This is a genomic window from Idiomarina rhizosphaerae, assembly GCF_024159085.1.
Taxonomy (GTDB): domain Bacteria; phylum Pseudomonadota; class Gammaproteobacteria; order Enterobacterales; family Alteromonadaceae; genus Idiomarina; species Idiomarina rhizosphaerae.
On the sequence record NZ_JAMZDE010000003.1, the window covers coordinates 125,681 to 139,345 of the forward strand.

Below are 13,665 nucleotides of genomic sequence, written 5' to 3' on the forward strand. Positions count from 1 at the left end.
ATAGGTTATCACTATTGGTTGTCGGGTTTATTAGAGCTGTGCAGCTCATGGTTAACACAGGCTTGTATTGCCTGTTGAAAGCTAACTGGCGGCTCCCAATTTAACGTTTTTTTAGTGTGGGTTATATCAAGTTGTAAATTACCAAACAGCCTGTCCGCAATGGCTTTTTTACCTAATATTGTTGCACCAAAGCGCATTAACCCAACCGGACATGGCCACAATTTAGGCTTTTTACCATAAGCTCGGGTTAAGGTTTCAAATAGCTCTTTGGTTGAAACGTCGTGATCATCACTAACTAAAAATGTTTCATTAAGAGGTTGTGAGTGCTTAACACAAGTAATAATTAAGCTAACCAGGTTTTCTAACGAAACTAGGCTTCTTTTATTTCTTACGGCACCAAAAGGCAAAGGCACATTTTTCTTAGCTAACCCCATTAAAGCTTTAAAGTTACCCTTTACCCCGGGCCCATAAACCAGTGGAGGGCGAATAATAACAAGCTCAGTAGCAGAGCCTGAAAGCTCCTTTTTCAAGGCCAGTTCAGCATCGCGTTTTGACTCACCGTATAAGTCTTCGGGTGAATATTCACTTGTGTTTTTATAGGAGCTGCCGGGGATTGTTGACTCGCCCAAGGCTTTTACTGAACTCAAAAATATAAAGCGCTTTACGCCCTTCTCTTTCGCTTGTTTAGCCAGCCTTTGAGGAGCAAGAACATTCAGTTCTCTAACTTTCGCTATAAATGAATCATCACTGGAAACCGGTACATGCGCTAAGGCGGCGCAGTGTATTACCGTATTAACCCCATCTAACGCCGCGCTCCAGTCTTCCGTATTCAAGGGCACAGCCATAACTTCCGGGCGAGCTTTTCTTGCGGTACGTTTTACTGTGTAACCGCTGTCCGTCAGAGCATCACTTAACGAGCCGCCAATAAACCCCGTTGCCCCTGTTACGAGCACTCTGTTATTTTCCTCGGAACGACTAACCATTCGCCCTCCCTCTCGGATCAAATAGGTTAGCGACATGAGTTAGCAGCTTTCTTAGTGGTGTTGGCAACAAGGCTTTTACAACCGGGAAAGCAACGCCCATGCGAGCTTTGAAACCCAATCCTAGGGAGGACACACCTTTTAAACCAATTTTGTACTGGCTCCACGCCACAGAAAGGCTATTCCGGTTATGACTGTCGTCAGTTACCCGATATTTTATCAATGGCTCTTCTGTGTTCGCAAAACGGTAGCCCAGATCGGCACACCGAAACCATAATTCGTAATCCTGCCTTCTTTTTAGCTCTTCAGAGTAGCCTCCTGCAGCTAAAATTCGGTCTTTCTTAAACATAACGGAAGGGTGAATCAAAGGGCACGTCCACATAAGCTTGTATATTTCTTCATGCGACTTCGGCACTCCCCGCTTTCCAAGCCTTAAGCCTTCAGCATTAATATCAATAGCAGGAGAACCTAAAATATCCAGTGCTTTATCGCTCGTAAAACATTGTTGCTGAACCTTAAGCCTTTCCGGGTCACTAATGTCATCAGCATCCATCCTAGCAACCAGCTCGTAACGACAATGACGCAGCCCAACATTCAATGCATGAGCTAAGCCTTTGTTATTTTCAATTCGGATAACATCTAAAACGGCAGGAAATTTGCTTTTATATCTACTAATTACATTTTCCAAGCTCTCATAAATAGGACCATCTACGACAAGAACCAACTGAGCTGGCATCTGATTTATAAGAATGCTCTGCAAAGCTTCGTCAAACCAATTAGGTTTGTCCCCTTTGTATACCGACATTAAAACCGATACATTCAAATTACTTTTTTGTTCATTCATTGGATTATGCTTTAAGAGTGCTTTGGTAAAGAGACATGTATCTTGACGCCATTACATCAGCGCTTAGTTCCGAATCAATAATATTACTTAATGCGGCGGTATAACTATTGCGATTATTGCTAGTCATGTTCTTCAACTTCAGTGCGAGCTCATCAAGCTCATTTAAACGAAACTGATAGCCAACATTAGAGTTAAGTTCAAATATCTCTTTATGCGGTGGAATATCTGACAGTATGACAGGCAAGCCACTTGCCATAGCCTCCAGAGCTGCGTTAGGCATACCTTCGGCTAGAGACGCCGATACAAAACAATCGCTTGCAGCTAGATAGTCGGAAACATTTGTTACTCGTCCAGTAAAGTGAATATTGAGATCTTTAGCTAAAAGTTTGCACTCACTTTCAAGCTCCCCGCCACCAACTAGCACCAGAGATACTTCTTCACTCTCTCCAAAGGCTTCTTTAAACGCCTTAATTAAACGAGCTGGATTTTTACGCCCACTTAAGTGACCCGTGGATACAAACTGGTAGTCAGAAACGGGTAAATCGAGACGTTCTCGAAATTCTTTCTTAACCGCACTAGACACAGGGTTGTATCGTTCGGTATCAACGCCATTTAAAACACAAGTTACATTCTTCAAACCATAATACTGAATCAAATTTTGGGTTACTGCTTTTGATACACCGCAAACAGCGGACATTTCTCTTAATGCTTTTAACTGAGCCAGCTCCAACAGCTTTCCTTTGAAACTTCCATAGGTCATGGGTAGATCTAATTGAGGGAAGTTTCTGACTGTTGCTATGCAAGGAGTGGTAGAGGAAACTTTCACTGCCAAACTGTCTGAACGAACGCCTTGAGTGTGAATGATATCGGGCTTTTCGTCGGCAATTATTTTTTTTAAAGCTTTGGCAGAGAAAAACAAACCTGCCAACCTGGACAAGTTCAGCGTTCTAACTTGAATACCTTTTCCAACAAAGTCACTTTTAAGTGAGTCACTCTCTTCTGGCGAAAGCGTCACTACGACTACCTCATACTTCGAGTTAACTCGCGATACCAAGTTTAAAAGCTGATTAGTCGGCCCCGTTCGCTTTAGCGTGGAAACCAGATACATTATCTTCAAATCACTTACCTTAAAAGAGAATAGACTCGTATGGCGTAAAGCCCCGAATATGTAAAAGCATAATAAGGTTAAGAAGAGCGTATAAACATACGCTAACCCAACTTAGAACTTTCCACCTAAAAATAGTGAACATTAACATAGGGAACAAAATAACTTCTGTCAGTGTTAAAAAAGCTGACATCCGACCGATAATAAAGCCTAAATCGTGGAAGGCTAACCGCAAACACGTGCCTAAAACGAAGAAGATGGCGAGCCATTTAAAATGTTGGAATTTATTTTTACACTTACGCCAAAAGTAAAATATTAATAAACAGAGAAGTGCGTTTTTCAGGTTTACCATACCCAAAAAACCAAGAGAGTCCCCATACTGGCCACTATCCACATAATTTAATGCAGAGTCGGCTCTCGGCAGCCAGTCAGGAAGAATAAGTTTAACTATACTTCGACCTAGTCCCACTGCACCCATTATAAAAGACAAAAAGAAACCGAAAACCAAGGTTCTTTTACCCAAATTTAGGAGTTTATAGAGAAAGGGTGCAAAGAGGACGATCGATGCAGTGTGCATAGTCATTGCTAGAAAGGTATAAAAGAGAGCTTTTTTATGCCTACTCACAGAAAGTTGGTACAAAACATGAAGGCCAATAGAGGAAGCTATACCATACCTTACTGCCGTTAGTGCATGTGTAAAAAAAAGATAAGAGAAATAAACCAAAAAAGCAGTTAAAACTAGAGGAGTTAATCGTTTCGCCGCAAAATAAAATACAACACAATTTATTAAAGCAGTGAGAAAAAAGAAACCTTCAGAACTATTAAAAAAAGTTTTGAATAAAACGATATAAACAGCAAAACCTGGCTCAAAAAAATAGTTGAATGCTAATATTTTTTGGATACCATGTTCAGCAATCCCTGTAAAGTTATAAAAAATCTCTTCATATGAACTGTAATCGGCACCTACATTTACTGTTCTTAAGCCAGCCAACAGCGACATAAAAAAAACTGCACACAGCGGCAAGTAAAATTTTAAATATCGATCTTTTGTGGAAGCCTCAAGCAGACTTCCACAAGCTAACATAATTAGAATTACATAATAAATTAACATTTATAACAATTAATCACGCCAATAAAAAGCAACCAGCAATAATGAAAGAAAATAATAAAAGCGAGCAAAAGAAATTGACATAATCACTTTAGAAATCGGTTAGAGTTATACCAGCCTGACAAAAGGAAAAGTCTATAAATCATTTTACTAGCCATAATTGAACTCCAGTTATCCTTTCCAATATTATTCTTTAATCTATCTACTACAATGCCTTTTGTTTCACTCCATAGTGAACACTTATCTATTTCACATAACATAAAATCTAAATTCTTTTTGACGATCTTCGGAGAATTATATGTCCACCCCATCTTTCCAATAGCGTCGCTATCAAGACCTATACGTTTTTTTAAAACATTTCGCAAAGTCAATTTATTATTCAGCGTTACTCTATCAAAAAGATATTCCTCAGGAAGGTTTTGAAAGTATTCTGCAACACTTTGATTCATAAATGGCAATATCAAATTTCCAGAAATAGAACTTGAAAAATTTCGGGCTTTTCGAATATGTAGTTCAGATGCAACTATAGGAGTCAAAATACTGGTCTTGAAGTCGAATAACTCCATTTCCTTTCGTTCTTTGCTTATCGTTTCCCAATACCGTTGAACATTAATAGCGCCCTTTACGAGTCTTTTCGTATCCGCATAGCTCATTCCACCGGTCCCACACCATTCGGCAGGGGTCCTCAGTAAAGGAGATACTACGGATTCCGAGTTTACATAACTTCTCAATACGCGGAAGGGAGTCGTAAGCTTTGCGAAAGGAATAGCAATCTTTTCTCTTTTAGTCGGAGGTGTACACATATAGCTATCATTACCACCACCATCAATAATATTCGCACCTTTCAATTCTGGTAACTGATACGCGTACAATGGGTACGCCAATGTAACGTTATCCGTACAAGGAAAAGGCGCATTTATAAAGTAATCTTTAATTGCTTGTTTATGCTCGCCTTGCAAATAGTCAATTTCGTGCAAAATCTGATGTCTAAAGCCTAATTTTTTTGCGATTTTAGCACTGACCTCACTTTCATCTGCATTACCTTTAGACTTATGAGTTATTAAAGTTACTTTATCTTGCCATCCAGCTTCGGCCAGGGCTAAGGCTACACTGTTGCTATCTTTACCTGCACTGTGGAATAAAAAAATGGGTTTAGATTTATCAATTCGATTTATGGTCGCATCAGCAAGCATTTTTAAGATTAGACCTTCATCAGGTTGCATCTCATCTTCAGTTAAACGATTTGCATTCAAAAATGGAAATTCGTGACTGAATTTAATTTCTATTTTACCGCCTACACTGGATACTTTTGCCATATCACCAATACCAAGAACGTATATATCTCGATAAGCAGTCTTAGGTGGAGGAACTACCCCACTCTGTAATAAAAAGCAAATACCTTCATTACTTACCTTTAAAGGTTTCGGTACACGCGCATCATTTAGTAACTCAGTGATGGAATCGGTATATAGTAGAGTCGACTGGTCTTCTGGCCAGTACAAGTACAATGGAAACTCACCCGCTAAATCAGATGTGAGTTCCAGTCCTGCTTGGCTGGAGTTATACTGATTAATCATTTTTGTTGACTCGTTAATTCCAAAGTTATTTTTAAAGACTCTTTTTAAGACTGATCTGCCGCGGTAACTAGACAATAATACGAATAGACTTTAGCCACCAACTGAATGGAATTCATATTGAACGCGAGAATTAAAAAGTATATTTAAAACCTACAGACTGTCTGAAGAGATTATTTTTATATGAGAAACGACTCTTCGCACATCAAAGTCATTTTCTAACAGATTTTTATTCTAATTTTAAAGTGGTTATTTTATCAAAGCCTCTATTTGTAAATCAAAAATGAATGGGCAGAAACTTTCTTTATGACATAATCACTTTCGCTTCCTAGACTATTATCCAGACTGCATAGATTTTGAATGTTTCTCTTAACATCTGTCATATAAATAGGCGGGAACGTTGCTAAAGACTTATTCTCACTTTTATAAAATGAATCTAACCTGTTTTTAATTTTACTAGGTAGTTTTCCATGAATCCAAAAGGTTTTATGAATTAAATGGAATAACATTCTTTTAAACGAATACTTTACTCTCTCTTTGAAAGCTATGTGCTTTAAAAGGGGATTCGGTGCAGTATTAAAAGAGTTCATAACTTTGGCGATCGAATCAGTAGCGGTGCTATCAGACCAATTCGCAATATATTTTCTTGCAATATCAGTTACGTCCTCAAACTGCCAATTATTTCGATTATGCAAATGTTCTATTAGTGGTTTGCACTCTTGAAAGTTTGTGGAGAATTGATTAGCAAAACTGAGATAAGGACTTTTCAGTCCATCTGGTCTAAGACCAAAAACATGCTTACCCAGAGCTCTTGCCTCGATTGCAGTTGTGCAACCATCATGAATAACACAATCATTTTCACATATTTGTTGAGCCAGCTCCGTACTATAATCTACCGTTACATTTTTAAAGTCTCCGGCAAGCTCCCTATAAACGTCTATCTTCTCTGCGGGATGCGGACGTATAGTTATACGGAATCGGTCATTATTTGCTAATGATTTAATTAATTTAACAAACTCTAAAAATATTTTTTTGTCTGACTCAACAAACTCCTGAAATTCAACTTCTTCTCTAGGAGTCGTTATAAAATTTAGCCTTCTTAGGTTATCTATCTCTTTTTCTAAAGAATCACTCAGAGGATTCACATATGTAAACCTCGTATTGATTAGAACTTTTACTAATTCTGACTCATTGCTGGTTTCGTTAGTGCGATCCTTGAGTTTTCTATAAAGATCAAATTTCGGTGAACCCGTTAGATACTTATTATTACGCGCAGGGTTATTTTTCCGTATTGTTTCTAGTTGTTTATTGCCCCATAAAAAAACCGCATCCAAGCGTTCGAGAAGCTCTTTATCCCCTCGAGTCTGATTGTATAACTCATCAGATTTATATATCATGCCTTCTTCGTCAAAAGCCGTAACCAAGTATCCATTTTCTTGTATTTTTAATAGCCGCTCACGACTCCAAAGTCCGTGATCTTTATTCAGATAAACACCGGTTCCTTTTTTCTTCTGTGCGTAATTTTCAACTTTCCCAATTAGGATTTGAAAGTCATATTTTTTTGCAAGTTTTAATGCCAAATATAGTTTAGGAAGAAATTCTCTCTTGAATAGCTCTATATGTACTAATGCTAGAGGTTTATTAATACTCATAATGAGAATCCATCGTCTATAACAATATTCTGTCCAGTCACATATTTTGACTGCTCGGACAGTAAAAACAACACTGAGCCGATCACTTCCTCAACTTCCAGCATTCCGGCTCCATGAGTTTTTTCTTTATAAGCTTTCAAGAACGCTTCTGGTTGATGGTCAAAAATACCACCAGGGCTGACACAATTAATACGGAAACGACTATCCCCAACATAAGCCACCGCGTATTTACTTAGATGTTGAATCGCAGATTTAATCGCTGCATATTCCACGGGCATAGTCATCAGTGTGTTGTTGTAAATCTCAAATTTTGGAGCAATCACACCATAAATAGAAGAAATATTAACTAAAGAGAAGGGGCGCTGATTTTGCTTAAAGTAAGCTGCGCACTGTTTAGTAAACGAAAAGGCACTGCCAAGATGCAGCGATAGATTTTCGTTAAAACTCTCTAAGCTAACATCGAAAAAGTGCTTACCGTAAGTCTTATTACGTGGATAAGCCGAGTTTACGGCTCCATCAATCAAAATATCATGTTGTTCAAAAAACGTTTTTACACTCTCTTCTAAGGTTATATCCAGCTCACTACAGCTTAGCTTCCTATTATTCACGTCAACACCGAGTGCCACCATACGCTCAAGCATCGCTTTTAAATTAATATCTACCGCAATTACTTTTGCACCTTGCTTTAGCAAAGCAGGAACAAGCCGTGTACCTAGAAGGCCGCCAGCGCCAGCGACGAGAATAGTTTTATTGTCTAGGAGCTTTTCCATTATTGATGTTCCTGAATGATGGTTTCTGCTAATTTGAAGTCATAAATATCGTCAATATCGATCGCCCGCTCTTTTGGTACTTCGACACTGGTCACTTTGCCTGAAAAAATGCCGTAATGACTTAAAAGAAAATTGGGTGTAGTAACATAAACAACGGTTGTGATATCAAAAATAGTCGGTGCGTCTTGCCGGCGGACGATCTCCCCACGCGGCTTATTAACTAATTCAACCAAGCCTTCGCCTATCTGCTTAACCATATTGAAATATGGGCTGCGGCTGGCTGGCGTAATAGAAATACAGATATCTGCTCCCACGCTTTTACGCCTTGCAATCGCGCGTTCAACGTCGTCAATGCTTCTTAACGGACTTGTTGCAGGTAAACTAACAAAACCATCAAATTCGCCGTAATGCGTTTGAGCCCACTCAACTCCGTGACGCCATGATAGCCATTCAGGGCTAATATCACTCGCTAGTTTAGCTGGACGGTCAATTACAATGGCGCCGCCAGCGCGAGCCACCGCAGCTATCTCGATATCATCAGTTGAGACAAATACTTGGTCTATAGACGGAGAAGCAAATGCTGTATCGATGGAGTACTGTAACAGGGGTTTGCCCGCTAATGGTTTAATGTTTTTTCCCGGCAGTCCTTTTGAGCCGCCGCGAGCAAATATAAATGCAAAGTTTTTCATAGAGTGTTTAGCCTTTCAAATCGACAGGGACCGATTTAATAGGAGAGCCCTTCTTTATCTGTTCTATTAACTCGATGTTTTTTACTGCTTCCACCACAGGCATACACTGATTAGGTTGGTTATGGATACACGCAACGAAATCCATAATCATGGCAGTATACATTTGATTTTTATCCCATTGAGGTGCGCTATATAGCACTTGGTTTTCTTGAGCAGAGATAAAGCGGATTTCATTGTTCATTAAATCCCACTCCAAAGCTCCGTAGCTACCAACAAAACGGCACTGGCGATAGGCCGTACGCTGCAAGAAATCCAGATGAACATGCACTACTGCTTTTTCACGTGTGCTTAACATCAAATCGACACTGTCTTCGACATCTAAGCCTAATTCTTGCGTTTTTCGCAAAATCGCATGCTCTAGGGTAACATCTCCAAGAAGCCACCGCGTGTAATCCAGTTCGTGGCTCAATTCTAACAAAGCGCCACCGCCCAATTCTGCTCGCGCAGACACGCTTTCACGGTAATCTTTGTTTGGCCGCCAATCAGGTAGATACTGACCAATTTCAACACTAGAGTGGTATAATTGCCCTAGCTTGCCTGATGCAAGAATTGCTTTCATTTCTAGCACGGAAGATAGATAACGCAAACAGTAACCAACAGCCACAGGAGTTTGATAACGAGTTATGGCAGCTTGTAAAGCCTTAGCATCTTCTAATGTTGCTGTGACTGGCTTTTCGATAAGCACTGGTATGCCAGCTTCAATAAGAGGTATCGCATGGGCTGCATGAAAGGGCGCAGGAGAAGCAACAATAACTAGCTCAACTTGTTCTTCTATCAAAGCTTCAATTGAGCTAACCAATTGGTCTGCATTACTTATCACTTCCCTCGGAATACGGCCGCTAGCAGACATGCAATACAAGCACGCTTTGGGAAATAGCTGCTTTAAATTTCGTCGATGCCGATCGGATATATTCCCTAATCCCACAACAGCAACTTTGTTCATCAACCTAACCCTAACGTATAAATATCTTCTTGTGCACGATTAAACTCATCCATGCGACCAATATCTAACCAATACTCATGTATAGGAAACATCAGTACGTCTTCATTTTTATCGATATAGCTTTGCAACAGCGTTGGCATATCAATACGCAGGTTCTTTTCAACGCGACGAAACACTTTCGGCTCAATGACATAAATGCCCGCGTTGACAAAGAAGCGTTGAACCGGCTTTTCTTCCATACTGACGATACGTTCGCCATCACCAACTATAACTCCATAAGGCACCTGGTAGTCGTATTCCCGGACGCACATAGTTGCTAGTGCATTATTCGTCGTATGAAAATCTAAGACGCGTTCAAAATCTACTGTGGTTAGCACATCGCCGTTAACCATAATTAAGGGTAATTCGGGCGTACTATCAGGAAGCAAGCCAAGTGCTCCGCCGGTACCTAGCGGACTCTCTTCGTGTACGTAGGTAATATTAATATTCCATTGACTGCCGTCGCCAAAATAGTTTTTTATCACGTCGGGCAAATAATGAGTTGAAATATAAAAGTTGGAGAATCCAGATTTAATGAAGTTAAGTAGCAAGGTTTCCAGAATGGGTCGCTCACCCACTTTCAACATTGGCTTGGGTGTGTCATCAGTAAGGGGCCGTAAGCGAGTACCAAACCCACCTGCCATGATAAACACTGGGTTCTCATACTCTTGCGTGCTTTTTGCTTGCTGCAGAGTTTGTAAGCCAACCAGCTTCTCTTCATCGAGCACAGGTACCGCTAGAATGCTTTTACTTTGCATCAGCGCAATAGCGTCTTTTCGCGATAGGCTGTTTGCAACGGTTGTCGGTGATGTATTCATTATCGTCTCAACTTCATTTTCCAGACCGACACCTTTCAATAAAGCGCGGCGAATATCGCCATCTGTTACGATACCCAGCAGCTTCATTGAGTCATCACACACCAAAACTATGCGCAATCCTTCCTTATCGAGTCTTTGTAGCGCTTCTTTAACAGAAACCGATGGTGCGACAACGACATTGCGCCAATCATAACTCATTCTATTAGCTTCCCTCTTTAATAAACGACTTTGCAGGATAATGTACAGATGTAGCAGATAAATTTTGTTTAACTACTGAACCAGCTCCAACAATTGCTCCTTCAGCAATTGAAACGCCTTGAATTACAACGGCACCAGCGCCTACATGCACATTGTCACCAATGGACACATTTCCACAAATTATTGCGCCTGGAGCAATATGGCAATTTGAGCCTATAACCACATCGTGCTCTATAATAGCTCCAGTATTTACAATGGTATTAGCTCCCACCTCGCAAGCGTTTAAAGTTGCTCGAGGGAGCACTTGGCAACCTTCCGAAAGCTGTACATACTTCGATAATGTCGCCGTACTCGAAACGACGGTAGCAAATGAATAACCTGCACTCTTAAAACGCTTAAATAATTGCTCACGCAGTTTTGCATCATTTGGCAGCGACCCTACAGCGTTCACTAACTTTATACTATCGGGCTCATAAGCTTCTACATCATCGTCATGGTGTAGGTGTTTGACTCCTTGAAATTCAGGAACTTGCCTTAGTTCGGGTGCAACGATAGCCTCTATCATCCCCCCCTGACTACATAAGGTTTCAATTAAAACCCTCGCATGACCTCCGCCACCGAGAATCAAAAAAGACTTAGTCAAGTAGCAAGTCTCCTGCTTCGTAGTTGTGCCGACTTTGCTCACCTACTATTTGCCAATAATCATAAGGTGAACGACCACCACCCGGTCGTTTTATAGCAATATCTTCGGCCTTAATTACCTGACCTTTTTCTATTGACCGCGCTGCTACCAAACTTTTACGGGCAATATTTTTATTGTTTACTTCTGATACCGTCGGGCGTTTAACACCGTCGCCCATTGCTTTTTCCACATCACGAATAGCTGTAACCATTTCAGCAAGGTCGTCAGGCTCTAATGACGCTTTGTGATCAGGCCCTTCCAAGTTTTGGTCTAAGGTGAAGTGTTTTTCTATAACACTCGCGCCCTTAGCAACAGCGGCTATAGGTATCGTAATACCACGGCTATGATCGGAATAGCCAACTTTTAATTTGAACGTACTAGCTATAGTGTCCATAGCGTTCAAGTTAATCTCTTCCATAGGCGCAGGATATTCTGTCGTGCAATGCAAAACCGTCACTTTTTCACGCAGAATTTGCTGCCCACTTTCTGATGCATATGCCGTTTCAAAATCTGCTCGAGTAGCTTGATTAGCAGTCGGATTTAAATAACCATAAGCAATAACACCTAAAACCGATTCGATCTCGGCCATTGTTGCCATGCCTGTCGAAACAATTAAATCACACCCAGTTTGAGCATGCTTTAACACTAAGGGGGCATTAGTAATTTCGCCAGACGGTAATTTTAAACGTTTCAAACCTAAATCATTGACTAAAAAGTCCAGGCTTTCATCGTCGAATGCCGTTGAAAGAAACTCAATACCTAGTTCATTACAATATGCTACCAATTCATAATGGAGTTCGTGACTCAATTCCAAACGTTGTAGCATTGCTAACTGGCTTTCTTCTTTACCAAGATTCTTTTTCTGGTAATTAGCCTGAGTTGCCTTCTCTGTGACAATGTTCTTCGCTTTAAATGTTTGAAATTTTACAATATCTGCTCCAGCTTTATGAGCTGAACTTACTAAATCACGAGCCAGCTTTGCATCACCATTATGGTTAACTCCTGCTTCAGCGATTATCAATGTCATTATTCTTAACCTTGTTCTGAATCTAAATCGTGAAATGTCTTTATGGTTGTTAAGTCGGCTTTACGAATTAGATTAAGGATTTTTTCACTAGCATTACCTTTACCGTAAGGATTAACCACCGAGCTTAATGCATTAGACTTAAACATATCAATTGTTTGCTCTAACGCTTTCCTGATACCCACTTCACTTGGAGAACAGTTAACTACACTTTCGGCAGCAAGTCGTCCAAACTGGCGCGTCCCTATATTTATAGTAGGCACTTTGAAAGAAGGAACCTCGATGATACCGCTGGATGAGTTACCGATAACAACTGTTGCATGCTTAACTGCGCTCAAATAACGGCGTTGACCTAACGAAGGAACGACAATAACCCTCTCTTTATGCTTTGCAGCATAAGCTTCTATCAAAGGGATAATCTTTCGCCCACCCTCATCAGCGTTTGGATAAGTTATAATTACTTTAAGCCAAGGATAGGTGTCCAGAACCCTCGTAATATTTTCGAAAGCCTTTTCTGCAGGTTCATTTGCGAGTGTTACTGGATGATAAGTCACAATTGCAAAGTCGCCATCTAAAGAAAACTTTAAAGATTCGGATAGTTCCTGACGAGACATGAACTCAGAGCGCTTAAGATGATCGAGTCCTATAGCTCCTACATTGATAACCCTTTCAGGGGCTTCACCTAATTGTATGACTCGTTTGCGATAGCTTTCAGTGGAGGTTGCGTGTAACAAACTTAATTTACTTATCGCATGCCGAATAGCATCATCATAAGCGCCTTCGGTTATCTCGCCTCCGTGAATGTGCAGCACCGGCACACGCATTAGCATAGCGGCTTGCGTCACTCCCAGTGCTTCATAGCGGTCGCCCAAAACAACCAAAATATCCGGCTGTTGCCGCTCAAGGGCGTCAGCATACCCAATAATACCTAGTCCTAGGCTTTTTACAGTGCCTACCGCCGAATCTGATGAAAGTAACATTTCAATTTTTTCAGAAATTTCAAAACCATCAGCTTCTATCTGATCTGCGGTATGACCAAACTCTGGAGATAAATGGGAACCAGAAACCAGCAACTTCAGTTCTAAATCATCTGCACCTTGAATGTCTTTCAGCAACCAATACAAAAGTCCATATTCAGCTCGAGTTCCTGTGAATACTGCGACTTTTTTCATAGTAATT

The 13,665-nt window shown here is 40.4% G+C and carries 13 protein-coding genes; all 13 read right to left on the reverse strand.

Annotated elements, in window-relative coordinates; all coding sequences use genetic code 11:
* Positions 1-11 precede the first annotated feature (11 nt).
* The 13 genes from NJR55_RS02965 to neuC all read right to left on the reverse strand — a co-directional run bounded on the left by NJR55_RS02965 (position 12) and on the right by neuC (position 13,658).
* Positions 12-983 (reverse strand): UDP-glucose 4-epimerase family protein, encoded by a 972-nt coding sequence (locus NJR55_RS02965; RefSeq protein ID WP_253617701.1) that lies wholly within the window; start codon positions 981-983, stop codon positions 12-14.
* Positions 976-1,824 (reverse strand): glycosyltransferase, encoded by an 849-nt coding sequence (locus tag NJR55_RS02970; RefSeq protein ID WP_253617703.1) that lies wholly within the window; start codon positions 1,822-1,824, stop codon positions 976-978. The genes NJR55_RS02965 and NJR55_RS02970 overlap by 8 nt, the downstream gene beginning before the upstream one ends.
* A 4-nt stretch (positions 1,825-1,828) precedes the next feature.
* Complete coding sequence (locus tag NJR55_RS02975) at positions 1,829-2,932, reverse strand: glycosyltransferase (protein ID WP_275978037.1); 1,104 nt, start codon at positions 2,930-2,932, stop codon at positions 1,829-1,831.
* Between the two features lie 19 nt (positions 2,933-2,951).
* The gene (locus NJR55_RS02980; RefSeq protein WP_253617707.1) at positions 2,952-4,013 is read right to left on the reverse strand and encodes an EpsG family protein; all 1,062 of its coding nucleotides are present in this window, start codon (positions 4,011-4,013) and stop codon (positions 2,952-2,954) included.
* Between the two features lie 110 nt (positions 4,014-4,123).
* Positions 4,124-5,614: an asparagine synthase-related protein gene (locus NJR55_RS02985; protein WP_253617709.1), complete on the reverse strand. Its 1,491-nt coding sequence runs from the start codon at positions 5,612-5,614 to the stop codon at positions 4,124-4,126.
* Between the two features lie 263 nt (positions 5,615-5,877).
* The gene (locus tag NJR55_RS02990) at positions 5,878-7,263 is read right to left on the reverse strand and encodes a surface carbohydrate biosynthesis protein (protein ID WP_253617711.1); all 1,386 of its coding nucleotides are present in this window, start codon (positions 7,261-7,263) and stop codon (positions 5,878-5,880) included.
* Positions 7,260-8,033 (reverse strand): oxidoreductase, encoded by a 774-nt coding sequence (locus tag NJR55_RS02995; protein WP_253617714.1) that lies wholly within the window; start codon positions 8,031-8,033, stop codon positions 7,260-7,262. The genes NJR55_RS02990 and NJR55_RS02995 overlap by 4 nt, the downstream gene beginning before the upstream one ends.
* Positions 8,033-8,722: an acylneuraminate cytidylyltransferase family protein gene (locus NJR55_RS03000; RefSeq protein ID WP_253617716.1), complete on the reverse strand. Its 690-nt coding sequence runs from the start codon at positions 8,720-8,722 to the stop codon at positions 8,033-8,035. Before NJR55_RS03000 ends, NJR55_RS02995 begins: the two co-directional genes overlap by 1 nt.
* Positions 8,723-8,729: 7 nt before the next feature.
* Entirely contained in the window at positions 8,730-9,725 is a 996-nt protein-coding gene (locus NJR55_RS03005; RefSeq protein ID WP_253617718.1) for a Gfo/Idh/MocA family protein, read from the reverse strand.
* Positions 9,725-10,780, reverse strand: coding sequence for a nucleotidyltransferase family protein (locus tag NJR55_RS03010; RefSeq protein WP_253617720.1), 1,056 nt, complete (start codon positions 10,778-10,780; stop codon positions 9,725-9,727). The genes NJR55_RS03005 and NJR55_RS03010 overlap by 1 nt, the downstream gene beginning before the upstream one ends.
* 4 nt (positions 10,781-10,784) lie before the next feature.
* A complete protein-coding gene (locus NJR55_RS03015; protein WP_253617722.1) occupies positions 10,785-11,423 on the reverse strand; it encodes an acetyltransferase in 639 nt (212 codons plus the stop codon).
* Positions 11,416-12,489, reverse strand: coding sequence for an N-acetylneuraminate synthase (gene neuB / locus NJR55_RS03020; protein ID WP_253617724.1), 1,074 nt, complete (start codon positions 12,487-12,489; stop codon positions 11,416-11,418). Before neuB ends, NJR55_RS03015 begins: the two co-directional genes overlap by 8 nt.
* Positions 12,490-12,494: 5 nt before the next feature.
* Positions 12,495-13,658 carry a UDP-N-acetylglucosamine 2-epimerase gene (neuC, locus tag NJR55_RS03025; RefSeq protein ID WP_253617726.1) on the reverse strand — a complete coding sequence of 388 codons (1,164 nt, stop codon included), beginning with the start codon at positions 13,656-13,658 and terminating at the stop codon, positions 12,495-12,497.
* Positions 13,659-13,665 lie beyond the last annotated feature (7 nt).